Here is a 25,230-nt window from a genome sequence, read left to right on the forward strand (position 1 = left end):
CCAGCTGCGCGTGGGAACCGCCCTCCTGTTCTAGGAACCCCTTGGCGCTATCTCAAGGATTCCCTCCACAGCGGGTGCCGTCCTGAACGCCGTCGAAGCGGAGCCACAGCTCGCAGGTGCAGTTCGTGTCGTTGTTGGCGTCGTAGGTGAGCCGCAGTTGACCACTGAACTGCGTCGAGCAGACGGTGGTGGCGTCCAGGTGCACCCGGACCTGGTCGAGCAGGCACTCCTTGTCCTCCGTCGTGGTGCTGACATTGGCCACGCTGCCGTCGGCGGTGAACGCCTGGCCCTCCTCGAGAAAGAAGCCCAGCAGCTGCATGTTCTCCACGCCGAAGTCGGCGCGCACCACGCGGCCGGAGATTTGAAGGTTCAGCTGGAGCTCGCCCCGGATGCGCGCCAGGAGCCCGCAGTCGTCGCGCAGCGTCTCCGTGGGGATGAGTTCGTACTCGCCCTCGTTCTGGCTGTACGGCAGGCAGCCCGTCAGGAGCGCGGACGCAGCGAGGACCGCGACACAGAGGCGTTGGAGGGTAGACACGGCACGCACCATCGCCCACGGGCGGCATCCGGAGCGGGCGCTCGCGAAGGGGCGGGGGTAGAGTGCGACGCCATGCCTGAATACCGCAACCCCAAACCCACCGTGGACTGCATCATCGAGTTGCCCGGCGAGCGCATCGTCCTCATCCGCCGCGCCAATCCGCCCATGGGCTGGGCGCTGCCAGGCGGCTTCGTGGACGAGGGCGAGCCCTTGGACCATGCGGCCGTCCGCGAGGCGAAGGAGGAGACAGGCCTGGACGTGACGCTGGAGGAGCAGTTCTTCAGCTATTCGGATCCGAAGCGCGACCCGCGGCTGCACACGATTTCGACGGTGTTCATCGCGAAGGCGACGGGCGAGCCGGTGGGCGCGGACGACGCGGCGGAGGCGCGGACGTTCACCGTGGACGCGCTGCCCAAGGACCTGTGCTTCGACCACGGCACCATCCTGTCCGACTACCTGACCTACAAGCGCACCGGGAAGCGCCGCAAGCTGTAGTCGCCCGGGGCCTCGCTGAATGCACTACCTGTTCGTCCTCCTGGCGCTCGGGGCGCTGCTCATCGTGCATGAGCTGGGGCACCTGGTGGCCGCGCGCCTGCTGGGCGTGCGGGTGCCGCGCTTCACCGTGGGCTTCGGGCCGCCGCTCCTGTCGTTCCGGCTGGGCGGGACGCAGTTCGTGCTGGGCGCGGTGCCGCTGGGCGCGTCCGCGAACCTGCAGGGGATGAACCCGCACCGCTCCGCGGACGAGGACACGACGGGGTTCGGCACGCTGGGACCGCTCAAGCGGATGGCCATCATCCTGGCGGGGCCGGTGGCGAACTACGCGGTGGCGCTGGGGCTGCTGTTCGCCCTGTATTCGTCGGGGACGCACGTGGTGGTGCCGCTGACGGTGGGCACGGTGCTGCCGGGGTCGGAAGCGGCGCGGGCACAGCTGTTGCCGGGAGACCGGCTGGTGCGCGTGGACGGCAAGCCGCTGGCGAGCTGGTCGGACTTCGTGTCGCGGGTGGCGGACGGCGTGGGCCGGCAGTTGGAGTTGTCCGTGGAGCGGCACGGCGAGCCGCGCACGGTGACGGTGAAGCCCCGGGCGGATGAGCGCGGCGCGGGGCGCATTGGCGTGAGCCAGCAGTACGTGTTCCGCACGCACGCGCCGGCCGAGGCGTTCACCCAGTCCCTCGTGCACACCGGGCGCGTGGCGTCCGAGGCGATGTCCACGTTGGTGACGATGGTGCGTGGACCGGAGCTCGTGGGCCGGGCTGGACCGGGGGCGCTGATGCGCCAGGAGTCGTCCGACGTCGCGTCGGCCACTTCGTCCGGCCTGGATGCGCTGGTGCGCGCGCTGGTCGCGGCCTCCGTGGCGCTCGCGATGCTGACGCTGGTGCCGGTGCCAGGGCTGGACGGGGGCCGGGTGCTGCTGCTCGCCATCGAGGCGGTGAGCGGCCGGCGCATCCCTCCGCGCGTGGAGACGGTCGCGCAGACGGCGGGGTTCCTCTTCCTGTCGATTGGCATCGTGGCCACGGCGGGCGCGGAGATCCGTCGCGCGCTGCCGTCGCCGGCGCCGGAGGCTCCGCGCACCGGGACGGGCGGCGTGGCGGCGTCTGTCTCCGCCCCTGTGCTCACGGGGTCGGACGCGGGGACGAGCCCCGTGCCGCCGAAGCCGGTGGGAGCGACCGCGGTGGCCCTGGCGCCACCGGGGCAGGACGCGGGCACACCTGGGCTCGCCGTGACGCCGCCTGCCGCGGGCACCGGGATCCTTGTCCAGGACGCGGGCACGCCCGCCAGCGCCGCGGTAGCGCCGCCGGTTCAGGACGCGGGCGCGCCCAGGGTCGCGGTGGTGCCGCCTCAGGACGCAGGGCCCGCTGGAGTCGCGACGAGTGCTCTCCAGGACGCGGGGGCGCTCGGCGTGGCCTCGGCTTCACCCGCACAGGGCACCGGGTCGAACAGCGTGGCCTCGGGGCCTCCGGCACAGGACGCGGGGGCGCTCGGCGTGGCCTCGGGTCCTCCAGCACAAGGCCCGGGGTCGAACAGCGTGGCCTCGGGTTCCGCGGTGCCAGTCGCCGGTCCGCTCGGCGTGGCCTCGGGTCCTCCGGGCCAGGACTCGGGCAGGCCTGGAGTCGCCACCCTCCCCCTCCCGGACGGGGGAGCGCCCGGCGTCGCTTCCGGTTCTCCGAGCCCCAGCGCGGGAAAGCCCGGGCTCGCCTCAAGTCCTCCGGGCCAGGACGCGGGGGCCGCGAGCCCCGTTCGGGAAGCGGCGCCTGTCGCGACGCCAGCCCCGCCCTGACCCACGGGTCCGGCCGCTCCGCTCCTCACCAACCAGGGAGCAGCCGCCCTTGCCAATGGCTGCTGGCTCACGGATGCGATCAACGCCGTTGATTGCGAGCGCCCACGTGCACCAATAGAAGCAGAAGCCGAGGCAGTCCCCCTCACCTCGCGCCGCCAAGAGAACCGCATGCCCCTGCCCTTGCCCCCATCCCGCCCCCCCTCCGAGGAGCACCACTTCGCGGGCGGCGGTGAGATGGGCGCGCTGGTGCGCTCGCTGGACTGGTCCCGGACGCCGCTGGGTCCCTCGCGCGACTGGCCCGTCAGCTTGAAGACGATGGTCGGCGTCGTGCTCAACAACCGGTTCCCCATGCTCATGTGGTGGGGCCCTGAGATGATCCAGGTCTACAACGACGCCTACCGCCCGGTGCTCGGCAACAAGCACCCCGGCTCGCTGGGCGCCCCCGGCGAAGCGATGTGGCGGGAGATCTGGGACGTCGTCGGCCCCATGGCGCGAGGCGTGCTGGAGGGAGGCCCCGCGACGTGGAGCGAGAACCTGGCGCTCTTCATCAACAGCCGGGGCTTCACCGAAGAGACGTTCCACACGTTCTCGTACAGCCCCATCCCCAACGAACAGGGCGGCGTCGGCGGCGTGCTTGTCACCGTGCGCGAAACCACGGAGGAGGTGCAGCACGACCGGCAGCTGCGCATGCTGCGCGACCTGGCGGCCCGCTCCGCCGACGCGAAGTCCCCCGACCAGGCGTGCCGCACCTGCCTGGAGGTGTTCGCGGACAACGACCTGGACCTGCCCTTCACCCTGCTCTACCTGCTGGACGCGAACGGAGACACCGCGCGCCGCGCGGGCAGCAGCCTGCTGCCCGACGCCGTGCTGGAGGCACTGCCCGTCCAGCAATCCCTCTCCGCCGAGTCCGCCGCCGACTGGCCCTTCGCCCAGGCCGCCCGCTCACGCGAGGCCGTCGTCGTGGAGGGGCTGGCCCAGCGCATCGGAGGCCTGCCTGGGGGCCGCTGGAACAGCCCGCCAGCGCTCGCCGTGGTGCGGGCCCTGACGCGGCCCGGCCAATCCCAGCCCTCCGGCTTCCTCGTGGGCGGCGTCAGCCCCCGGCGCCTGCTCGACGCGAACTACCACGCCTTCTTCCAGCTCACCGCCGAGCAGGTCGCCGCCGTGGTCGCCAACGCCCGCGCCTACGAGGAGGAGCGCCAGCGCGCGGAAGCGCTCGCCGCGCTGGACCGCGCGAAGACGGCGTTCTTCAGCAACATCAGCCACGAGCTGCGCACGCCGCTCACGCTCTTGTTGGGGCCCACCGAGGACGCCCTCTCCAGCCCCCAGCGGACGCTCCAGGGCGAGTCGCTGGAGACGGTGCACCGCAACGCCGTGCGCCTGCGCAAGCTGGTCAACACGCTGCTGGACTTCGCGCGCATCGAGGCCGGACGCGTGCGGGCCGCCTACGAACCCACCGACCTCGCGTCCCTCACCGCCGGGCTCGCCAGCGCCTTCCGCTCCGCCATCGAGCGCGCGGGCCTGGTGCTCGACGTGGACTGTCCGCCCCTGCCGGAGCCGGCCTGGGTGGACCACGAGATGTGGGAGAAGATCGTCCTCAACCTGGTGTCCAACGCGCTGAAGTTCACGTTCACGGGCACCATCCGCGTGGCGCAGGCGTGGCGGGACGGGCACATCGAGCTGTGCGTCACCGACACCGGCACGGGCATCCCCGCGCACGAACTGCCCCGGCTCTTCGAGCGCTTCCATCGCGTCCACGGCGCCCGCGCGCGCTCCCACGAAGGCTCCGGCATCGGACTGGCGCTGGTGCATGAGCTGGTGCGCCTGCACGGGGGCACCCTCACCGTCCAGAGCGAGCTGGACCAGGGCACCACCTTCACCGTTCGCATCCCCACCGGCTTCGCGCATCTGCCCTCGGAGCAGGTGACGTCCGCGCGCGGCCACCGTCCGCTCTCGGCGGGCACGGACCCCTACGTGCGCGACGCCCTGGGGTGGCTCGTGGGGACGCCCCCCGTGCCCGACGAGGACACCGGACCGCCGGCGGACGGCGGCGCTTCCGCGCGCGCGCTGGAGGAGCGCGGGCGCGTGCTGCTCGCGGACGACAACGCGGACATGCGCGAGTACGTGAGCCGGCTGCTGGGCGCCCACTGGACGGTGGAGGCGGTCGGGGACGGCGAGGCCGCGCTGGAGGCCGCGCTCGCCCGTCCGCCGGACCTCATCCTGTCCGACGTGATGATGCCGCGCCTGGACGGCTTCGGGCTGCTCCAGGCGCTGCGCGCCGACGAGCGCACCCGCACGGTGCCCGTCATCCTCCTGTCCGCCCGCGCGGGAGAGGAGGCCCAGGAGGAGGGACTGTCCGCGGGCGCGGATGACTACCTGGTGAAGCCCTTCTCCACCCGCGAGCTGCTGTCGCGGGTCACCGCGCAGTTCACCCGCTCCCGGCTGCGCAAGCTGGAGGCCGCGCACGGCGAGCGGCTGGCGCGCATCTTCCAGCACGCGCCCGTGGGCATCGCCATCCTGCGCGGCCCGGAGCACGTCTACGAGTTCGCCAACCAGAACTACCTGAGGCTCATCGCGAACCGCGACGTGATGGGCAAGGGCATCCGGGACGCCCTGCCGGACCTGGCCCACCAGGGCATCTACGAGTTGCTGGACACCGTCTACCGCACGAACGAGCCCTACATCGGGCGCTCCCTGCGCGTCGTCTTCAGCCACTCGCCGGAGCTGGCGTCGCAGGAGATCTTCTTCGACTTCGTCTACCAGCCCATGAGCGACCCCCAGGGGCAGGTGGAGGCCATCATCGTGGTGGTCTTCGACGTGACGGAGCTGGCCACCGCGCGGCGCGAGGCGGAGTCCGCCAACCGCGCCAAGGACGAGTTCCTGGCGATGCTCGGCCACGAGCTGCGCAACCCCCTGGCCCCCATCCTCACCGCGCTCCAGCTCATGCGCCTGCGGGGCGACACCGCCGCGGAGCGCGAGCGCACCCTCATCGAGCGGCAGGTGACGCACCTGGTGCGCATGGTGGACGACCTGCTGGACGTCAGCCGCGTCACCCGGGGCAAGGTCACCCTCAAGCGCGAGCGCACCTCGCTCACCGACGTGGTGGCCAAGGCCATCGAGCAGACGAGCCCCCTCATCGAGCAGCGCCAGCACACGCTGGAGGTGGACCTCCCCGAGCACGGCACCGACCTGGACGCGGACCCCACGCGGCTCGCGCAGGTGTTCGCCAACCTGCTCACCAACGCCGCCAAGTACACCGAGCCGGGCGGCTTCCTGGCCGTGACGGGCACGCGCGAGGGCCAGGAGCTGGTCGTCAGCGTGCGCGACACCGGCGTGGGCATCGCGCCGGAGATGCTGCCGCGCGTGTTCGACCTCTTCGTCCAGGAGCACCAGGCGCTGGACCGCTCCCAGGGCGGGCTGGGGTTGGGGCTCGCCATCGCGCGCAGCCTGGTGACGCTGCACGGGGGAACCATCAGCGCCCAGAGCGCGGGCCGGGGGCGCGGCAGCACCTTCACCGTGCGGCTGCCCGCGCTGGAGGCGGAAGCCCCTGCCGCGCTGCCCACGCTCCAGCCCGGGGCCCGGATGACGCCCGCGCCCGCCCAGGTGAGCGCGCGCGTGCTCATCGTGGATGACAACCGGGACGCGGCGGACGTGCTCTCCGAATCGCTCGAGTTCCTGGGGTGCGCGACGCACGTGGCCTACGACGGCCCCAGCGGCCTGGAGGCGGCGAAGGACTTCCGCCCTGAAATCGCGCTCCTGGACATCGGCTTGCCCGTGATGGACGGCTATGAGCTGGCGAGGCTGTTGCGCCAGCAGGAGGAGCCGCGCCCCCTGAAGCTGGTGGCGGTGACGGGCTACGGCCAGGAATCCGACCGTCAGCGCTCCAAGGCCGCGGGCTTCGACGCGCACCTGGTGAAGCCGCTGCACTTCGAGACGCTGGAGACGCTCCTCAAGGACCTGACGGGGGCCTGAGCGTCCGGCCGCCCGTCGGCCGGGGGACGCCCGGGCGTGGGAAGCCGGGCCCCGAGGCCCCGAAGGCCCTATGCTCCCGCCCGACCATGCCCACCCCTTCCGCGCCCTCCGCCTCCGTGGCGGACGGCGGACTCTTCTGCGAGCTGTACTGGGGCACCTCCCTGGCGGAGGCCTGGAGCTATGGCCCCGAGCTGGGCCAGGTCCACGCCGCGCCCGACGAGACGGCCCCCCTGCCCCTCTACGGCTTCACGCTGCCAGAGGAGCCCTTCCTGCTCGCCGAGCGCACGCCGAAGGGCTGGCGCATCCACGTGCCCCCGTCCGCCCGCGTGGAGAAGCGCCTCAAGGACGACGCCTTCCAGCCGGTGGCCCCGGACGAACTGACGGGCGCGCCGGGCCGCGCGTCGGTGGAGCTGCGCGAGGGCATGACGCTGCGCCTGATGGAGGGCGAGCTGAGGCTGCTCGTGCAGCCCTCGGTGGTGAAGGAGCGCGCGGGCCGCTTCCGCGTTCGCGACGTGGCGTGGCTCATCACCGTGGCCATCCTCTTCCTGAGCGCGCCCATCGCGTTCCTCGCCATGGGGCCGGACCCGGCGCGCATCGCCGCGAACAACGCGCGGGCGTTGCAGGCCGCCCATGACAAGGAAGAGGCCCGGCGCAAGGCGATGGGCTTGGATCAGCCGCTGCGTCCGCTGACAGAGGCGGAGAAGGCGACGCAGAAGCAGGACGGCGGCACGCGCGTCACCGTCCCCGCGAGCTTCGGCGTGCGCTAGCTAGGGCCCCAGCCCCACCCAGACCTCGCCGTCCTCGAAGAACTCCTTCTTCCAGATGGGCACATCCTGCTTGAGCCGCTCGATGGCGTGCTCACAGCCGCGGAAGGCCTCCTTGCGGTGCGCGGAGGCCGCCGCGATGACCACGGCCAGCTCCCCCGGCACGAGCGTGCCCACGCGGTGCACGATGGCCAACCGCGTGCCCGGCCAGGAACGCGCGACCTCCTCGCCAATCTCCTCGAGCTTCGCCTCCGCCATGGGAGCGTAGGCCTCGTACTCCAGCCGGAGGACGCGCCGGCCCCGCGTCTGGTTGCGCACGGCGCCGGAGAACGTCACCAGCCCACCGGCCGTCTCCCCCGCCACCGCGTCCACCACCTGGGCGAGCTGGAGCGGACGGTCCACCACCGCGAAGAGGCCCGGAGCCCCGCCGGCCACGGGCGGAATCAGCGCCAGCTCCGCGTTCGGGGACACCGGCGAGTCCAGCCCCACGAACTGCTGCTCCACCGCCACGCGCAGGTGCGGCAGCAGCGGCGCCAGCGAGGGGTGCAGCGCGGAGAGCAGCGCGAGCACATCCGCCACGCGAGCGCCGGGCGGCACGTCCAGGGATTCCCGCGACACCCCCGCGCGCTCGCGGGCCGCGGCGAAGTACAGCACCGTGATGGGCATGTCCTTGTGCGCCTCCTGGCGTCCCTAGCGCTCGCGCAGCACCACGCGGCCCTGGAGCCGGCCCCCACCCTCCGTGGGAGAGAAGTCGAGGAACCCGTATTCGAACGGCGTGAGCCGCTCCAGCAGCGCCGTCACGAACACCTGGCTCGCCATCAGCTGCGCCGCCCCCACGCCCGGCACCGAACGCGCGCTCGCGAGGTCCGCCTTCAGCTGCCCCATGTCCACCATCAGCGACAGGTGGCCCGGGCCGAACGCATCCCCGCCGAAGCGCGTGCGCAGCGTCCGGCCCACGTCCCCCGACTCGCGGCCGGAGAGCACCTCGCCCGCCTCCAGCGTCGCGCGCTCCGGGGTGAGCGTGAGCGACACCGGCTGCTCCAGCAGCCGCGTGCGGAAGCGCGTGGTGTTGCCCTGCGCCTCCTTCTGGAAGACGAGCGCGTTGTCCTCAAGCTGCTTCTGGACGAGCTTGAGCACGGGCTCGAGACCGGTGAGGCCCGCCTCCATCACCACGGTGCCCTTGGGCGCGGGGCGCGGGTTGCGGACGAAGCTCTGGAAGAAGGCCGCCGCGTCGAAGTAGACGAGCATGGCCACGTCGCCGCGCAGCGCCTTGAGCAGCGGCTCCGCGTCCAGCCCCTGCTTGCGCCAGCGCTCCAGCGTCCGCTCGCGCCGGGGCGACCGCGGCGAGCCGAACACCAGCCTCGCCAGCTCCTCCGGAGGTACCGACAACTGCGCCGCCGCCACCGGCCCCACCGCCGCGCGCCCCAGCAGCGCGGAGGCCGGGCCCCGCGTCTCGCCCAGCAGCGGTCGCGACGACGACAGGAAGCCGTCCAGCTCCGCCTGATCCGCCTGCACCGCCAGCGCGCCGAAGAAGCCGCGCACCGGCATGTCCTCCTTCTCCGCCTCTGGCACCGGCGGCGAGGAGAAGAGGAACACGCTGCCATCGCGCACCTTGGCGCGCAGCTCCGCCAGGAGCACGTTCTCCGCCATGCCCGGCCCGGACAGCGCCTCCACGTGGCGGCGCACGCGCTCCACGTCCGCCGACTCCTCCACCGCCGCCAGCGCCTTCACCGTCTCCCCAGGCGCGGGCGCGTCCGGCGAATCTGGCACCGCGAGGTACACGTAGCCTCGGTCCGCGAACAGCAGCATGGACCGGCCGCCATCCACCGGATCCACCCGGGCGCTTCCGTCCTCGCGGGGCAGCACCTGATGGCCCGCGCTCCGCAGCTCGCGCGACACCGCCGCGATGGCCGCCTTCGGGTCCGTCACGCCCAGCAGCGCCACCACGCCGTCGAAGTCCGGCAGCAGGAAGAAGCCGAAGCCCTCCTCGGGGTCCACCTCCGAGCGGCCGCCGGACACGCCGCGCAGCAAGAGCGGCACCAGCGGCGCGTCCTCCAGCGTGCGGCGGGCATTCGCGGCGCCCACCATCCGCTCGTAGAAGCCCATCAGCCCTTCCACGTTGCCGCGCAGGCGGGGCACCCAGAGCACCGTCTGCGCGTCCGCCGGCACCGCGCGGAGCACCGGACGCGGCACCACGGTGAGCACCACCCGGGCCAGCTCCTTCTGCCCGTCGAGCGCCCGCACCGTGTAGCGGCCCGCGGTGGCCCACGCATGGCGCGCGCCCGCGGCCGTCTGGGGCGGCGTTCCGTCCCCGAAGTCCCAGGTGACCGTGGGCGCCTTCGGGGACTGGGAGCCGAAGGACTCGGGGACGCCCGCCTCCAGCGTGCGCTCCGGCCCCAGGTCGGGCCGGACGCCGTGGCAGGCGGAGGTTCCCAGCCCCACGGCGGCCATCAGCAGGAACAGCGGAAGCGGGGATGGGAGCGCGCGGGGACGGGACGCCATGGGCGTACCGTTAGTAATCCAACGCCAACCCGAAACTCCAGCGCCGGCTCCCCAGGTTCAGGCCCTTGCCGCCGAAGTTGTTCACTTCCGCGTAGGTGTATTCGGCGAAGAGGTACGAGTGGTTGACACCCAGGTCGGAGTCGAAGTCGCGAGCGAAGCGCGGCTCCAGCACGTCCAGGAGGAACGACACGCCGGCGGTGGCCGCGTAGCCCCACTTCGCGCCGCTGGCCTTGTTGCCATCGACGATCTCGGTGCCCGTGCCCTTGGTCATCCACCACGGAGTCAGGACGAGCCCCAGCTTGCCGTACGGCACCAGCGGGATGCCCCAGCGGAAGGCCGCGTAGTCGAACTTGTAGAAGGCGTTGAGCTGCAGGGGCACCACCTTCAGCGCCGACTTGTCCGCGGCCGGGGTGCCGTCATCGAGCAGCGCGTTGGCGTACTTCTCCGCGTAGCCCGCCGACAGCCCGAGGCCCGCCGTGCCGATGCCCTGGTAGAAGAACCGCTGCAGCTCCGCTTCGATGAGCAGCAGCGACGAATCCCCGAAGGTGTCCTCGTACGGCGTCGCGCCGTTGAGGGCCTTCTCGCTGTCGATGCGTGGCTTGTAGCCGCCCCCTCGGAAGAGCACCGCGCCGGTGCGCGGTGAGCGCGTGGGCGTCGTCACCTCCTGCGCCACCGCTGGAACCGCCAAGAGAAGCGCCGCGACTCCCAGGCCCACTGCCCTGCTGCTCATGACACCTTCCTCCGAGACGACAGCCAGAGGCTCAGCGCGGCCAGCACCGCGCCGCCAGCGATGCCTCCACCGGTCGCGGCACAACCGCCGCGCTCCTCGCCGCCGTCCTCGATGTACTTATCGAACAGACCATTGCTCTTCACCGGCGTGGCGTCCACCGTGGCGGAGCCAGGACTCACGTTGCCCGCGGCGTCCGTGACGGTCGCCTGAATCCGGTACGTCACGCCATTCACCAGGCCGGTGAGCACGACGTTGCCCTCGCCCGCGGCCTTCGTGACGCGCGTCACCGGCCCCGTGGTGCCCTCCACCGCCAGCGCGCCCACCAACCCCTGCCCGCCAGCGTCCGGACCCGCGTCGGCGGTGCCCGCGTCATCCGTTCCGGCATCCTGCGTCCCGGCATCGCCCGTGCCCGCGTCGCCCGTACCCGCGTCGCTGCTCGTCGCCGCCACCATCGCCGCCTCCACCGCGATGGTGGAGTCATCCTCCGCCCCATCCACCTGCACCGACAGCGCCGAGTCACGCACGATGACCTTGGCGATGACGGGGGTCGCGGGCGGTTCAGGGTCGTAATCCACCACGAAGGCCGGCGTGCCGACGCTGGTGTAGGCCGTCTGGCACTCCAGCAGGCTGTTCGTCTGGCGCGCGGACGCGCACAGGTTGAAGGAGATATCCGCCGCCTGCGTGTCGCACGTCGACCCGGCTCCCCTCGCGGCGAGCAGATCCGCCACGCTGAAGATCAACGTGCCGCTCGTCGCGCTGGAGTTTGACAGCGTCTCCAGCTTGAGGTCCGTGGTGCCGGGCTCCGAACCGCAGCTCTTCTCGGTGACATAGATGAAGAGCGATCCGCCACAGATGTTCCCGCTGCGCGTGAAGCTGAAACGACGCTGTGTGCCGCAATCGCTCTTGGGCACGAGGATGGTCAGGCCCGAGGTGGAGGACGAGCTCGTGAACGTCACGGTAGGCCCACTCTGGGCCACGGCCGTGGACGCGACGAGCAGGAGAGCCGTAATGAGAAGGCGCATGGATGAACGAAGAGGCTAGCAAGGGCGGGGCCACCCACAACCCCCGTCCAGACAGCCCGTTTCCCAGCGAAAACCCCGGGTTCGCGCGCCAAACAGGCAAGGCGTCCCCGGGGGCTTTGCCAAATTGTCAGGCGGGGCGCTCGGCGAGCTTCAGGCCGGCATCCACCAGGTGGGCGGCGGCCCGGCCGGCGTTGTCCACCGACGCGAAGAGCGTCACCCACTCCGGGGCCTGGGGGAAGGCGCGCACCCGGCCCACATGGACGGCCGGGTCGCTCATCACCAGCATGGGCATGGGGTAGATGCGCTCGCCCGGGGCATCCAGGACCTTGAGCGCCGGGGACGTCTTCAGGGCGGCGCGCACCTGCTCCACCGGGCCGGGCTTCTTGAGCTGCACGTTCACGGTGAGGCCGTGGCCGTGGAAGGTGGGCACCTGCACCGCGGTGCCGGCGAGTACGGGCGTCTCCCCCAGGGCGGAGAACAGGCGCGCGGCCTCCAGCGTCCAGCCGCCCTCCTCTTCCGTCCAGGGGCTGTTCACCATGAAGCCGCCCACCTGGGGCACCAGGTTGAAGCCCACGCGGTGCGGGAAGACCTGCGGCTCTGGTTCACGGCCGGACAGCAGGTCCGCCGTCTGCTTCTCCAGCTCCGCGATGCCGCGCACGCCCGCGCTGGAGGCGCCCATCAGCGCCGTCACCTGCGCGCGCACCACGCCGAACGCGCGGCGCAGGGGCTCCACCAGGTGCACGGTGGCGCTGGTGATGATGCCCGGCAGGCTCACCACCCGGCCCTTGAAGCTGAAGCCCGGCCCCAGGGCCTCCAGGTTGAAGCCCGGCAGGATGAGCGGCACGTTGCCGTCGCTCCGGAAGGCGCTGCTCGCGTCCACCACCCAGGCCCCCGCGGCCTGCGCGGCCGGGGCCAGCGTGCGGGACGCCTCGGCCGGCGTGGCCAGCAGGACCACGTGGATGCCGCGGAAGGCGTCCGCGGAGGCCTGCTCCACCTCCAGCGAGTCCTCGCCGTACTCCACCTCCAGGCCCTTGGAGCGCTCCGAACCGAAGGCCCGCACCTGCTCCATGGGCACGTCGCGGGCATACAGCGCGGCCAGCACCTCGCGGCCCACCACGCCCGTGGCGCCCACGACGGCAATCCGAAGGTTCTCTCTCATGATGGGCTCCTTTACGTCACCGCCCCCCAGCGCGCGAGCACGACGCGCACGCCCCTGACGGGCAGCCCTTCAATCTTCCTTGAGCCGCGCGGTGGGCGCGGGGCCCGGCAGCGGCGGGAACTTGGGGTTGCGCTCCGGCTCCGACGCCCGGACGTAGTGCGGCTCCAGGGCGAAGAGCGCCTGCTGGGAGTACGCCTCCGGCAGCCGCGCCAGGCGCCCCACCTCCACCGCGGACGGGAAGGCGGGGCCGGACAGGAGCCGGTGCGGCGCGACGCCGTGCTTCTCCAGCGCCTGCCGGTAGTCCGCGAGGGCCGGCCCCAGCGCCACCGCTTCAGGTTCGGCGGCCATCCGCTGGGCCACCTCCTCCGGCGACATCGCGGTCTCCGGCGCCAGCGCCTCCACGGCGTGGCCCACGCGGCGGTAGGCCCCCAGGTACAGGTCGTCCTTGCGCGCCACCGCCAGGCAGAACAGCGGCACGCCCTCGGGACCCTCCAGCGCCACCGCCGCCAGCGACGACGCGCCGGCCACCTTGAGGCCCGTGGCGTAGGCGAGCGCCTTCACCGTGGCCAGCCCGATGCGCAGGCCGGTGAAGGACCCCGGCCCCAGGCCCACCGCCAGCCCCTCCAGGTCCTGGAGCTTCAGGCCGTGGCGCTGGAGCAGCTCCCCGACGACACCGGGCAGCGCCTCGCTCTGCTTTTCGGGCGGAGGCACCACCACGTGCTCCACCGCGCGCACGTCCTCCCCCCGGCGTTCCACCAGGGCGAGCGACAAGGTCAGCGTGGAGGTGTCCAGCGCGAGCAACACAGGCGACATCCCTTCTCGAGTTCTTCGTCAGGGGCCCCGGCTCAGGCCGGAGCCACCCAGAAATCCACCGGCAGCTGCGACACGTGCGTGGCGCACCGGTACAGCCGCACGCGCGCCAGCCCCGTGTCCAGCATGCCCAGCGCCTTCGCCGCGGCCTTCGACACGTCGATGACGCGGCCATCCACGAAGGGGCCGCGGTCATTGACGCGCACCTCCACGTGGCGGCCGTTCTCCATGTTCAGCACCTTCACGCAGGCGCCGAAGCGCTCCGTGCGGTGCGCGGCGGTGAGCGCGTTCTGGTTGAACCGCTCCCCGCTGGCGGTGGGCCGGCCATGGAGGCCGGGGCCGTAGAAGGACGCGAGTCCTTCCCCCAGGTAGTTGCGCGGCATCTTCTCCCGGCGCGTCACCTTCGTGCCGTCATCACCGCCTGGGGAGGTCTCCGGCGGCTGGGGCTTCGCCGCGCGCGACGCGCAGCCAGCGAGCAGTCCCATCCCCAGGAGCACGAGCGCGGTCCGTCCTCGCATCACCACCTCGCTAGCGGGTCACGTCGTTGGTCACGGCCAGCAGCATCAGCAGGATGAGCAGCGCCAGGCCCACCATGTTCGCCACCTCGCGCACGCGCACGGGGATGGGGCGGCGGCGGATGCCCTCCCACGCCGCGGACAGCAGGTGGAAGCCGTCCAGCACCGGGATGGGCAGCAGGTTCATCACCCCCAGGTTGATGGAGATGATGGCCATCAGGTTGAGGAAGCTGTCCATGCCCTGCTCGGCGCTCTTCGCGGCCAGCTGGTACATCATGATGGGGCCGCCAATCGTGCTGGGCGACACCTTGCCCACCACCAGCCCGCCCAGCACCTGGACCATCTGCCCGACGATCTTCGGGACGATGAGCGCGGCTTCCTTGAACGCCGCCACGGGGCCCAGGTCGATGGTCACCTTCTCCACCGGCGGCAGGTCCGCGGTGCTGAAGCCCCAGGGGCGCACGCCGAACACCAGCGGGGCGCTGGTCTGACCGTAGTCATCGCGCGTCTTGAGCGGGGCCTGCGCCAGCTTCTCCGTGCGCTCGCCCTTCTCGCCGCGCCACGTGAGCGTGAAGGGCTGGGCCTGCAGGCCATTGAGCACCGTCGCCAGCTTGTTGAAGGACTTCAGCGGCATGCCGTTGATGGCCACGATGCGGTCGCCCGGAACGAGGCCCGCGCCTTCCGCCACGCTGCCGGGGGCCACGCTCGCCACGTACAGGTCCACCGCCTCCGCGCCCAGCGCCGCCGCGCCCTCTCCGGACTGGCGCGGCAGGGACACCTTCACCACCTCCGGCATCCGGCCGGTGACGGCGCCCACCGACACGGGCTGGAGGCGCGCGACCGTCAGCGCCATGGGGGTGCCTTCCGGCACCTTGGCCACCTCACGGTAGAGGGCGGCCTCGTCCTGGACGTGCACGCCGTTGACGGCGAGCACGCGGTCGAAGGTCTTGAGCCCCGCGGCCGCGGCGGCGGAGTCCTCGGGCACCCCCACCACCGGCGGCTGCGGATAGGGGCTCACGCCAATCATTCCGCGCTCGACGGTGTCCACCGGGGACGTCTCCGAGCTCTTCTCCGGCGTCACCTCCACCACGCGCTGCTGGCCCTCGCGCTCCAGGGTGATGGGCACCGGCCGGTCGAACTTGCCGACGAACGCGTCGCGCATGTCGTCGAAGGTGCGGACGGGCTCGCCCTCCACGGAGAGGATGCGGTCTCCGGGGCGGATGCCCGCGGCGGCGGCGGCCATGTCCGGCGACACCATGCCCACGCGCGTGGACAGCGTCTGCTGGGGGCCCAGGAAGACGAAGAAGTAGACGAGGATGGGGAACAGCAGGTTGAAGGCCGGGCCCGCCAGCACGATGAGGCCGCGCTTCCAGGGCGGCTGCGCCAGGAAGCCCCGCGACGCCTCCTCCGGCGACAGCTCCTCGTGGGGCAGGTCGCCGGCCATCTTCACGAAGCCGCCCAGGGGCAGCAGCGCCACCTGATACTCCGTCTCACCCTTGGTGAAGCCGATGAGCTTCGGCCCGAACCCGATGGAGAACTTGAGGACCTTCACCCCGCAGGCCTTGGCCACGAGGAAGTGGCCAAGCTCGTGCACCGTCACGAGCACGCCCAGCAAGAGGATGAAGTACCCGAGGTTCTGGAGCATGGCCGGAAGAGTAATCGCGCCCCCTGATACCGACAACGCGCAACGCAGGTCGCGCGGCGGGCGGGCAGGCGCGAAATCGGGCACTTACGGCAGCAAGTGCCTCACGAACTGCACATAGACGAACACCAGCGGCGCGTTGAACACCAGCGCGTCGATGCGGTCGAGCACGCCGCCATGTCCGGGGATGAGTTTTCCGGAGTCCTTCACCCCGTAGGCGCGCTTGAGCATGGACTCGCACAGGTCGCCCACGGGTCCCAGCAGGCCGCCGGCGATCCCCAGCAGCACACAGTCCCACACGGTGAAGATGGGGAAGAAGCCCACCTTGGCGATGAACATGCCCAGCACCGAGCCGACCATGCCGCCGAAGAAGCCCTCCCACGTCTTGTTGGGGCTGACCGCGGGGTAGAGCTTGTGCTTCCCGAGGAAGCGCCCCGCGAAGTAGGCGAGCGTGTCGTTGGCCCAGGTGATGGTCAGCGCGCAGATGACCCACGCGAGGCCCTCGCCGGGCAGCAGCCGCAGCGCGGACAGCGCGGTGAGGCCGATGGCGCCGTAGAGGAAGCCCGTGACGAGGTGGGCGGCGCGGACGGGGGCCTCCGCGAGCGCGCCCCGGAACAGGTTGTAGATCCACGCGAAGAAGAAGAAGACGGACGTCACCCAGAAGGCCGTCTCGCCGGTGCGCGCGGCGTCCCGCAGGGGGAGCAGCGGCATGAGGAAGGCGGCGGCCATTCCCACCCAGGCGGCGGCGCCCAGCCGCTTCTGGGTGATGAGGTAGTACTCGCCGGTGCAGACGGCCGCGGCGGCGCCCAGGAGCACGGCGCTGTACCACCCGCCCAGGAACAGCAGCAGGAGCACCAGCGGCAGCAGGGTGACGCCAGTGACGGCCCGGATGAGGAGGTTCTTGTTCTTCTCGTTCACGCCTTGGCCCGCTGGGGGGTGTCGTCCCGGTTGACCTGGGCGGACGTCAGCCCGAAGCGCCGCTCGCGGCCCTGGTACTGCGACAGGCAGCGCAGGAACTCTTCGGTGCGGAAGTCAGGCCACAGGGCGTCGGTGAAGCACAGCTCGGCGTACGCCAGTTGCCAGAGCAGGAAGTTGGAGATCCGAAGCTCGCCGCTGGTGCGCACGATGAGGTCCACCGGCGGCAGCCCGGCGGTCCACAGCCGCGACTCCAGGTCATGCGCCTCCAGGCGCGCGGGGTCCAGCTCGCCGCGGGCGGCGGCCTCGGCCAGGTCGCGCGCCGCGCGCAGCAGCTCCTCGCGGCCGCCGTAGGAGAGCGCCAGGGTGAGGACCATCCCGGTGTTGTGGGCGGAGTCGGCCCGCAGGCGCTCCAGGGGCTCGCGCACGTAGCGGGGCAGCTTGTCCACCTCGCCAATGGCGTTGAGGCGGATGCCGTTGTCGAGGATCTCGGCGCGCTCGGACTCCAGGTACTCGCGCAGCAGCTCCATCAGCCCGGCGACCTCTTCCGGGGGACGGGCCCAGTTCTGGGAGGAGAAGGCGTAGAGGGTGAGCGCCTGGACTCCCACCCGGCGGGCGGCCCGGGTGACCTCCCGGACGCTCACGCTGCCCTCGCGGTGCCCCTCCAGGCGAGGCTGGCCGCGAAGCTCCGCCCAGCGACCGTTGCCGTCCATGATGATGCCCACGTGGCGCGGGAGTGGCCGGGCCTTGACCTGGACCTCGAGAGCGGTGGGCAACACGGTGGGGCGATCCATGAAGCCGCGCACCCTAGCGGCGGCGTCGCGTCGCGTCCACGGGCGCGTGGCCGCTCGGTCCCTCTCCTGCGGCGAGTGGTCATCTGGCGGGGCTGAATGGTTCAGTGGGGGGAAGAGAGCGGCTAAAGTGGGCTTCCATGAAAACTCCTCATGCCCTTCCCTCCTCCCAGCTGCTGGCCGGGGTGCTGAGCCTGTGCCTCGTCGGAGCGGGCCCGGCCGCAGGGCAGGCGGGGGAGCCCAGGACTTCGGCGGCCCCGGAGTCGTCCCGCGCCTTCCAGGATGCGATGGCGGAGGTCGCCCGGCTCTACGACGCTCTGGAGTATGAACAAGCGCTGTCGGCGGTGACCCGGGCGAAGCGCCTGGCGCGCTCGGAGGGCGAGCGGAGCGCGTCGGCTGTCTATGAAGGGCTGCTGCAGGCGGACCTGGGCCGGAGAGAGAAGGCCCTGGCGTCGTTCCGGGAGGGGCTGTCGCTGGACCCCGAGGCGACGCTGCCGGTGAAGGTCTCGCCGAAGGTGGTGGGCGACTTCGAGGCGGTCCGGCGCGAACTCCAGCGCGCCCGCCCTGCCCTGGCGCGGTCGGCGACCTCGCGTCCCGGAGAGCCGGTCCCGCCCTCCCCGCGCGCGCCAGCCCCCGCTCCGGAGGAGGAGGCCCGCGCCCAGGACGCGCCCATGCGGGTGGCCGCGGCGCCTTCCGTGCTCACGCCCTCGGCGGAGTCCTCCAGGCCGGCAACGGCACCCGGCGTGGACCTGAAGTCGGACGCGCGGCGGTCACCTTCCCACCGGCTCCCCTCCGTGGCCCTGGTGCTGCTGGGCACGGGCGTGGTGGCGGGAGGGGTGGGGAGCTACTTCGGGCTCCAGTCCCGAAGCAACGTGCGCGCCGCGCGCGACGCGGAGCTGACGCAGGACGCGAACAGGAGCCTGGAGGACGCGCGTCCCCAGGCCCTGGTCGCGAACATCCTCTTTGGCGCGGCGATCGCGGCGGCGGCCGGCGCGGTCACCACGTACGTGCTCGGGCAGGGCAGCGTGGCTTCGGAAGGGACGCCATGAAGGCATGGCTCGCGATGGCGGCCGGGGTGTGGCTGGGCCTGGGCTGCACGGTGCCTGGCGACGAGGCGGTCCGGCTCCAAAGGCTTTGCAGGGGGCGCGACCTGGGCGCGCGCGAGGACGTCCTGCGGCTGGCGGATGACGCCACCTGCGACAGGGCGGTGGTGGTGGCCATCGAGGCCCGTGGCTTCAATCCGGGCTGCATCGACCTTTTGCTTCGGGACTCCGCCCACGAAGCGCTGGGGGCCCTCCAGCTGACCGGCCCCTCCCGGGTGACCCGGGAGCTTCCGCGCCAGCTTCGCGTCCTGCTTTCGCCGAGGCAGGGCGATTCGCTGGAGCTGCTCGCCACCGCCCACGAAGGCGCTTGTGGGACCCAAGTCGTGAGCCATTGGACCCAGCGGCTCCAGGTCAGGCCGGGGGCGGTGGGCAGTGAGACCGTCGTGGTGTCCGCGACGGACCAGGACAACGACGGCTACGTCACCGCGGCCGAGGGCGGCACGGACTGCGACGATCAGGATCCCACCGTCCATCCAGGCCAGGCGGAGACCCGCTGTGACGGCAAGGACGAAAACTGCGACGGTGCGAAGGATTCGGAGTTCGGCGTGGGCTCGGCGTGTGTCGAGGGCGCCGCTTGCGCTGGCGTCCGGAGCTGTCGCGCGGATCAGCTCGACGCGGAGTGCGTCAGCTACGAGCGGGGCCCGGCCTGGTTCGTGGATGAGGATGGCGACGGACAGAGCGGGACCTTCGTGGGCAATGCCTGCTCGCCCCCCATCGCGGGCGCGAGCCTCACCGCCGGCGACTGCGATGAGAGCTCCCCCTTCGTGGCCTTGGGCCTCCCAGAGGTGTGCGACCGGTTGGACAACGACTGCGACGGCCAAGTGGACAACACCTTCTGCTCAGGCAACGCGGGCTGGCGGCAGATGCCCGATGCGGGGACCGCGCGGTGGGATGCGGTGGCGGGCTACGGACAGGACCGTGCGTGGGTCGTGGGGGACGGGGGCCGGATGGCCCATGTGGTGGGCAACACGATCGCCGCGCAGACAAGCTGTGCTGGCACCTGGCAGGCCCTGTGGGCCAGTCACACGGGACGACTGTTCCTGGCGGGCGCCGCGGGCTCCCTGGCGATGAGGACGCTCGGTACCGGCTGCACCATCACCCAGGTTCCGGGCGTCACGGGAAACCTTCGAGGGCTCACCGGCTTCGAAGGCGTGGACGGCGAGTCACCCACGATCTACGCCGTATCGGATGACGGGAGCGTCGTGCGCTGGGCGCCGCCGGCGGCCCCGGTGCGGATCAATCAGGTCGTCGGCGAGCTGCGCGCCATCTCAGGCGCCGGAACCGAGGACTCGATGGTCGCCGTGGGCGGGGTGCCGCTGTCCATCGAATTCGATGGCGGGGTGACGTCATACCTCCCGCGGGCCTTCCGCCATGTCCCGGCGTCGGGCGGCTGGCAGGAAGAGCCCCTCGACCCGGATGGGGGCGTGACCGGCATCATCCAGGACGTCCACGTGCTGCATGGAGGCCATGCCTTCGCGACCACCAGCACCGGCCAGATCCTGGCCCGCGACCATGGCGTCTGGCGCCCCCTCCCGAACATCACTGGCAGCGGGGCGTTCAAGGGCACGTTCACCTCCGTGGTCGCCCATTCCAAGAGCGTGGTGTACGTGGCCGCATCGAAGGACATCTACCGCTACAGCGAGGGAGCATGGAGCCTGGACTTCGACGGTGGAAGCGGGAACCTGCTGTACTCCATCGACGGGCCTTCCCCCACGAACGTCTGGGCGGTCGGCGACAAGGGCACGGTGGTGCACCTGTCCTTCTGACCGAACCGGCTCGGGAGGTGGTGACGCGGCCACGGAGGGCCCCCTCCCGATCATTCCGTCAGCAAGTTGAGCTTGAAGATGTTGTCCTGCCCCGCCTTCACCTCGAAGCGCTGGCTCAGGTCCTTGCCCAGGTCCTTGTTCACGACGCGCACCCAGTGGGTCCCTTCCGGGACCTCGATGGCCGCGAAGGGCGTCTGCCCCATCGGCTTCCCATCCAGGTAGATGCTCGCGTAGGGGCGGATCCGGAACTCCACCCGTCCCCTGGGTCGGTCGACCCGGCGGACCGCCACCGGTCGTGCGGGAGCCGGACTCCCCCGCTCGCGCGTCCCCGCCTCCACCGAGGCGGCCCGCACGGCCGGGGACTCCGCGGCGGGCTGGGCCGTGCGCCCAGCCATGAGCGAGGCCTCCGTCGCGGATGGGGGCCCGTCTCCCTCGCCCGAGACCTGCGCGCCAGGGGGCATCCCCGCGTCGACCTGGTCCACCACGGCCATGGCCACGGCTGGGGGCTGGACTGGCGGGGCCGCGAGCGCCGGCGGCCCGGCGCGCCTGGAGGGAGCCTCCGAAGTGTCGGCCCCGATCGCCTCCACGGCGCGCGCACCTGGCGCCGGAGCGCCGCTCCCGCCCCGCCCCAGGAGCAGCCAGCCCCCCGCCGACACCAGCAGGCCCAACGCCGCGCCCACGACGAGCCGGGCCCGGCGACTGGAGCGCGGCCCGCGCTCGGACACCGAGGGCGTCATCGGAACGGTCGGCGCCGACGAAGCCCGCGGCTCCTCCACCGGCGTCATCGGCACTGTCGGCCGCAACGACAGCGGAAGCCGTGGAGCCGTGGAGCCCTCGGAGGGCGCCGAAGGCGCGGCGACGGGCCCCTGGTCGCCCTGCGGGGCCGCTCCAGCCACGGACCTTCGCGCGGCGCGTCCGCCGTGCCCCTCACGCGGTGACACGGGGGTGGTCAGCGCTCGCGACTGGCTCGGCTCGAGGGGAGCCTCCATCGCCACGGGCGCCGCCGGAGTCTCGCCCGCGGGCTGCAGCACCGCGGTCTCCGGGCCGCGCCCTGGCTGCCTCACGGGGAGCGGCGGCGTGGGCGCCACGGGGACGTGCTCGGACACCCGCACCACCAGCTGGGCGATCTCGTACGCGCCCACCGGCTCCCCCAGAGACATCACGAAGCGCTCCAGGTCCGCCTGGAACGCGCGGCAGTCCGGATACCGCTGGTCCCGGTCCTTCGCGAGGGCCCGCTCCAGGATGCGTTGCAGCGCCTCCGGCAGGTCCGACCTCCGGGCCACCGCGGGCACGAAGGGTTCGAAGAGGATGGCCTGCATCATCCCCACATCCGTCGTCGCCTCGAAGGGGCGCACGCCGGTGAGCAGCTCGTAGAGCACCATCCCCAGCGCGTACACGTCCACGCGCCCGTCCATGGACCGGGCCTGGAGCTGCTCCGGCGGCATGTACGCCACCTTGCCCTTCACCACGCCCGTCTGCGTGCGGGGCCCCTGCCCCGTCACCTTCGCGATGCCGAAGTCCACGACCTTCACCGCGCCCTGCCGGGAGACCAGCACGTTCTCCGGAGAGATGTCGCGGTGGACCAGCCCCAGCGGGGCCCCCGTCTCCGAGTCCTTCAGTGCGTGCGCGAACGCCAGCCCTTCGGCCGCGGCGGCCACCATCTTCGCGCACACGCCCCACGGCAGCGGGACCCCTTGCGCCACCGACCGCTTGATGAGCCGGCGCAGCGTGGGCCCGTCGATGTACTCCATCGCCAGGAAGTAGCTGCCGTCCGCCTCACCGAAGTCGAAGATCTGCACCACGTTCGGGTGGTCCAACTGGGCGGCCAGCTTCGCCTCGCCCAGGAACATCTCCACGAACGCCTCGTCCTCCGCCAGGTGGGGCAGGATGCGCTTGAGCACCAGGGTCTTCTCGAAGCCCCGAGGCCCGGCCGCCTTCGCGAGGAACACCTCCGCCATGCCCCCGGAGGCGAGCTTCCGCACCAGCTGGTACTTCCCCAGTTGCATGACTGGTGAGCTTTCCCATGGTTCGAGGGAAAAGTGAAACGCCCCCGGGGCCCGACGTCGAACCCGAATGACGTCCGGACGAGCCGCGACTTCCAGGTTTACATGACCATGAAGTTCACCCACGGTCCCCCTGAAAAAGTGAACGTCCCCCGAGCCAGGGAGCGAGGGGCGCTCGGGGACCGTTCAGCGTGTTTGACCGTGACGTGACGTGCTCCGTAGGATCCGCGCTCCCATGCCCCCCAAGGCCATTGGTCCCTACCGCGTGCTGGAGACGCTCGGCAGTGGCGGGGCCGGGACCGTCTATCGGGCCCTGGACCGCCGCAGCAACGACGAGGTCGCGCTGAAGCTCCTGTCGACGGGTCCGTCGCTGGACGACCGCGCGGCCCGGAGGCTCGCGCGCGAATTCGAGACGCTGGCGGACCTGGCCCACCCCAACGTGGTGAAGGTCTTCGAGGCGGGCGTCCACGCGGGCCAGCCGTACCTGGCCATGGAGCTCATCGAAGGGCTCACGCTGCGCCACTACCTGGACGTGAGCTTCAACGACCTGCACACGCCCACGCCTTCGTCCCGCGGGCCGCTGTCCATCCGCCGCACCGCGGACGACGACTTCGGCAGCGTCGACAGCCCGGACGACGACTCGGACGAGGACGCCGTCCTGGAGGACGACGGCACCTTCGGACTGGATGCGTTCGCGGAGGAGGCTCCCAGCGAGGACCTGGCCAGCTTCAGCGGAGCGGGGGCCGGGGACGACTCGGATTCGGTCGACCTGCCGGCGGATCCGCGCCGTGAGCCCGCGCGCAAGCCCGTGGCCCCGTCGCGCCCCGCCGCGCCCCGCATGGCGGACCTCAACCGTCCGGAGCGCATGGGCAAGCTGAAGGACGCGATGCTCCAGGTGTGCGAGGCGCTGGCGTACATCCACGGCCACGGGCTGGTGCACCGCGACTTGAAGCCGTCCAACATCATGGTGGACGACGACCGTCAGGTGCGGCTGATGGACTTCGGGCTGGCGAAGTTCCTCGCGGACGACGCGGGCATCACCGCGGACGGCAAGCTGGTGGGCACCTACCGGTACATGGCCCCGGAGCAGATCCTGGGAGAGCCGCTCGACGGGCGCGCGGACCTGTACAGCCTGGGCGTCATCCTGTACGAGCTGATGAGCGGGCGTCCGCCGTTCGACGCGAAAACGCCGCACGAGCTGTGGCGCCAGGTGCTGGAGACGGAGGCACCGCCACTGCTCGCGCTCAACCTGCATGGCGACCCGCAGCTGGCGCGGGTGGCCCATCGCCTCATCCGCAAGGAGCCGGACGACCGGTTCCAGACGGCCGAGGAAGTCTACGAGGCCCTCTCCGAGTGAGCACCGCGACAACGCACACCCTCACCGTGGACGCCGCGAAGGCGGGCCAGCGCGTGGACCTGTTCGTGGGCGAGGCCCTGGGCCTGTCCCGCGCGCGCATGAAGCGCCTCTTCGAGGAGGGCCAGGTGCGCGTGGATGGCCGCCCCGCGAAGAAGGGCCTCACCGTGACCGCCGGCCAGAAGGTCTCGGTGACGGTGGAGGAGGCGCCGCGCGAGGCCGTGCCGGACACGGACTTCCCGCTCGTCGTGCTGCACGAGGACGCGTCGCTGCTCTTCGTGGACAAGCCCGCGGGCCGGCCCTCGCACCCCCTGCACCCGGGTGAGACGGGCACGGTGGCCAACGCCCTGGTGGCGCGCTACCCCGAGTGCGCCCAGGCCTCGCAGGACCCGCGCGAGGGCGGCCTCTGCCACCGCCTGGACGTGGAGACGTCCGGCGTCGTCGCGGCGGCCCGCACGCGGGAGGCGTGGACCGCCGTGCGCGAGTCCTTCAGCGGCCGCGAGGTGGACAAGCGCTACCTGGCGCTGGTGACGGGCCCGCTGGCGGACGAGGGCGAGGTGGAGGTGCCCCTGCGTCACCACCCGCGCCACCCGGACCGCGTGGAGCCCGCCCCCTACGGCGCCGAGGATGCCCGCGAAGCGCTGTCCCACTTCCGCGTCCTGTCGAGGGCCGGGGACTACAGCCTCGTGGAGGTGCGCATCCTCACCGGCGTGCTGCACCAGGTGCGAGCGCACCTGGCCGGCGTGGGCGCCCCGCTGGTGGGGGACGCGCTCTATGGCGGCCGCGAGGCGCCGGAGCTGGGGCGGTTCTTCCTGCACGCCCGCTCGCTCACCGTGCCGCACCCCGTGACGAAGGCGCCCGTGAAGGTGGAGAGCCCGCTGCCGGTGGAGCTGGTGGCGGAGCTGGGGCGGCATGGCCTGACGTGGCCGGTGGCGGACGGGGCGGCCTAGGCCCCCATCACCTTGACGATGACGCGCTTGCGGCGCTGGCCGTCGAACTCCGCGTAGAACACCTGCTGCCAGGGGCCCAGGTCCAGCTTGCCGGCGGTGACGGGAATCAGCACCTGAGGGTGGACGAGCATGGACTTCAGGTGCGCGTCGCCGTTGTCCTCGCCGGAGCGGTGGTGGCGGTAGTCGGGGCCGGAGGGCGCCAGGTGCTGGAGCCACTCCCAGATGTCCTCGTGGAGGCCGGGCTCGTCGTCGTTGACGAAGACGCCCGCGGTGATGTGCATGGCGGACACCAGCACCATGCCCTCCTGGATGCCGCTCTTCTTCACCAGCGCGGCCACCGTGTCGGTGAGGCGCACCAGTTCACGCCGGGCCTGTGTCTCGAACCAGAGGTATTCGGTAAGGGTCTTCATGGCTCGCACTGTCAG

General features: G+C 72.0%; 21 protein-coding genes. 8 read left to right on the plus strand and 13 right to left on the minus strand.

What is annotated here, in order from left to right; translation table 11 throughout:
• Nucleotides 1-52: 52 nt before the first annotated feature.
• Nucleotides 53-535: a hypothetical protein gene (locus tag GTY96_RS06075; protein ID WP_255441942.1), complete on the minus strand. Its 483-nt coding sequence runs from the start codon at nucleotides 533-535 to the stop codon at nucleotides 53-55.
• Nucleotides 536-607: 72 nt separating this feature from the next.
• Between GTY96_RS06075 and GTY96_RS06080 the strand changes: the two genes are divergently transcribed.
• The 4 genes from GTY96_RS06080 (at nucleotide 608) to GTY96_RS06095 (ending at nucleotide 7,546) form a co-directional block, all read left to right on the plus strand.
• Complete coding sequence (locus GTY96_RS06080) at nucleotides 608-1,030, plus strand: NUDIX domain-containing protein (protein WP_143899155.1); 423 nt, start codon at nucleotides 608-610, stop codon at nucleotides 1,028-1,030.
• 19 nt (nucleotides 1,031-1,049) lie between these two features.
• A complete protein-coding gene (locus GTY96_RS06085; protein ID WP_235685423.1) occupies nucleotides 1,050-2,810 on the plus strand; it encodes a site-2 protease family protein in 1,761 nt (586 codons plus the stop codon).
• Between the two features lie 168 nt (nucleotides 2,811-2,978).
• On the plus strand, nucleotides 2,979-6,779 hold the full coding sequence (locus GTY96_RS06090) for an ATP-binding protein (RefSeq protein WP_161664173.1): 3,801 nt from the start codon (nucleotides 2,979-2,981) through the stop codon (nucleotides 6,777-6,779).
• Nucleotides 6,780-6,865: 86 nt separating this feature from the next.
• Nucleotides 6,866-7,546: a hypothetical protein gene (locus tag GTY96_RS06095; RefSeq protein ID WP_161664174.1), complete on the plus strand. Its 681-nt coding sequence runs from the start codon at nucleotides 6,866-6,868 to the stop codon at nucleotides 7,544-7,546.
• On the opposite strand, the gene GTY96_RS06100 is transcribed toward GTY96_RS06095, so the two are convergent.
• The 10 genes from GTY96_RS06100 to uppS all read right to left on the minus strand — a co-directional run bounded on the left by GTY96_RS06100 (nucleotide 7,547) and on the right by uppS (nucleotide 17,632).
• Nucleotides 7,547-8,209, minus strand: a complete 663-nt coding sequence (locus tag GTY96_RS06100; RefSeq protein ID WP_161664175.1) for a molybdenum cofactor biosynthesis protein — start codon at nucleotides 8,207-8,209, stop codon at nucleotides 7,547-7,549. It abuts the gene before it with no gap.
• A gap of 24 nt (nucleotides 8,210-8,233) precedes the next feature.
• Nucleotides 8,234-10,045 carry a PKD domain-containing protein gene (locus GTY96_RS06105; RefSeq protein WP_143899159.1) on the minus strand — a complete coding sequence of 604 codons (1,812 nt, stop codon included), beginning with the start codon at nucleotides 10,043-10,045 and terminating at the stop codon, nucleotides 8,234-8,236.
• A 10-nt stretch (nucleotides 10,046-10,055) separates the two neighbouring features.
• Nucleotides 10,056-10,775, minus strand: a complete 720-nt coding sequence (locus GTY96_RS06110) for an MXAN_2562 family outer membrane beta-barrel protein (RefSeq protein ID WP_143899160.1) — start codon at nucleotides 10,773-10,775, stop codon at nucleotides 10,056-10,058.
• Nucleotides 10,772-11,797, minus strand: a complete 1,026-nt coding sequence (locus GTY96_RS06115) for an MXAN_2561 family MXYO-CTERM-anchored protein (RefSeq protein WP_328700781.1) — start codon at nucleotides 11,795-11,797, stop codon at nucleotides 10,772-10,774. Before GTY96_RS06115 ends, GTY96_RS06110 begins: the two co-directional genes overlap by 4 nt.
• A 127-nt stretch (nucleotides 11,798-11,924) precedes the next feature.
• Nucleotides 11,925-12,956, minus strand: a complete 1,032-nt coding sequence (locus GTY96_RS06120) for an aspartate-semialdehyde dehydrogenase (protein ID WP_143899162.1) — start codon at nucleotides 12,954-12,956, stop codon at nucleotides 11,925-11,927.
• 69 nt (nucleotides 12,957-13,025) lie between these two features.
• Nucleotides 13,026-13,769: a tRNA (adenosine(37)-N6)-threonylcarbamoyltransferase complex dimerization subunit type 1 TsaB gene (gene tsaB / locus GTY96_RS06125; RefSeq protein ID WP_143899163.1), complete on the minus strand. Its 744-nt coding sequence runs from the start codon at nucleotides 13,767-13,769 to the stop codon at nucleotides 13,026-13,028.
• A gap of 32 nt (nucleotides 13,770-13,801) precedes the next feature.
• Nucleotides 13,802-14,284: a septal ring lytic transglycosylase RlpA family protein gene (locus GTY96_RS06130; protein WP_143899164.1), complete on the minus strand. Its 483-nt coding sequence runs from the start codon at nucleotides 14,282-14,284 to the stop codon at nucleotides 13,802-13,804.
• Between the two features lie 10 nt (nucleotides 14,285-14,294).
• Nucleotides 14,295-15,926 (minus strand): RIP metalloprotease RseP, encoded by a 1,632-nt coding sequence (rseP, locus tag GTY96_RS06135; protein WP_143899165.1) that lies wholly within the window; start codon nucleotides 15,924-15,926, stop codon nucleotides 14,295-14,297.
• An 84-nt stretch (nucleotides 15,927-16,010) separates the two neighbouring features.
• On the minus strand, nucleotides 16,011-16,841 hold the full coding sequence (locus tag GTY96_RS06140) for a phosphatidate cytidylyltransferase (RefSeq protein WP_143899166.1): 831 nt from the start codon (nucleotides 16,839-16,841) through the stop codon (nucleotides 16,011-16,013).
• The gene (gene uppS, locus GTY96_RS06145) at nucleotides 16,838-17,632 is read right to left on the minus strand and encodes a polyprenyl diphosphate synthase (protein WP_143899167.1); all 795 of its coding nucleotides are present in this window, start codon (nucleotides 17,630-17,632) and stop codon (nucleotides 16,838-16,840) included. The genes GTY96_RS06140 and uppS overlap by 4 nt, the downstream gene beginning before the upstream one ends.
• 137 nt (nucleotides 17,633-17,769) lie before the next feature.
• Here uppS and GTY96_RS06150 point away from each other — a divergent pair, with 137 nt between their 5' ends.
• Nucleotides 17,770-18,678 carry a tetratricopeptide repeat protein gene (locus tag GTY96_RS06150; RefSeq protein WP_235685424.1) on the plus strand — a complete coding sequence of 303 codons (909 nt, stop codon included), beginning with the start codon at nucleotides 17,770-17,772 and terminating at the stop codon, nucleotides 18,676-18,678.
• Complete coding sequence (locus tag GTY96_RS38530; RefSeq protein ID WP_143899168.1) at nucleotides 18,675-20,498, plus strand: putative metal-binding motif-containing protein; 1,824 nt, start codon at nucleotides 18,675-18,677, stop codon at nucleotides 20,496-20,498. Before GTY96_RS06150 ends, GTY96_RS38530 begins: the two co-directional genes overlap by 4 nt.
• A 50-nt stretch (nucleotides 20,499-20,548) precedes the next feature.
• Here GTY96_RS38530 and GTY96_RS06160 read toward each other — a convergent pair whose 3' ends face one another.
• Nucleotides 20,549-22,504, minus strand: a complete 1,956-nt coding sequence (locus GTY96_RS06160) for a protein kinase domain-containing protein (protein WP_161664176.1) — start codon at nucleotides 22,502-22,504, stop codon at nucleotides 20,549-20,551.
• A 232-nt stretch (nucleotides 22,505-22,736) separates the two neighbouring features.
• Between GTY96_RS06160 and GTY96_RS06165 the strand changes: the two genes are divergently transcribed.
• Both GTY96_RS06165 and GTY96_RS06170 read left to right on the plus strand, forming a co-directional pair.
• Nucleotides 22,737-23,858, plus strand: coding sequence for a serine/threonine-protein kinase (locus GTY96_RS06165; RefSeq protein ID WP_161664177.1), 1,122 nt, complete (start codon nucleotides 22,737-22,739; stop codon nucleotides 23,856-23,858).
• Entirely contained in the window at nucleotides 23,855-24,805 is a 951-nt protein-coding gene (locus GTY96_RS06170) for an RluA family pseudouridine synthase (protein ID WP_161664178.1), read from the plus strand. The genes GTY96_RS06165 and GTY96_RS06170 overlap by 4 nt, the downstream gene beginning before the upstream one ends.
• Here the strand turns inward: GTY96_RS06170 and GTY96_RS06175 are convergent.
• Entirely contained in the window at nucleotides 24,802-25,215 is a 414-nt protein-coding gene (locus GTY96_RS06175; protein WP_161664179.1) for a secondary thiamine-phosphate synthase enzyme YjbQ, read from the minus strand. The two genes, GTY96_RS06170 and GTY96_RS06175, sit on opposite strands and share 4 nt — an antisense overlap.
• Between the last annotated feature and the right edge of the window lie 15 nt (nucleotides 25,216-25,230).

Origin of the sequence: Corallococcus silvisoli, from assembly GCF_009909145.1 — a bacterium.
GTDB lineage: Bacteria > Myxococcota > Myxococcia > Myxococcales > Myxococcaceae > Corallococcus > Corallococcus silvisoli.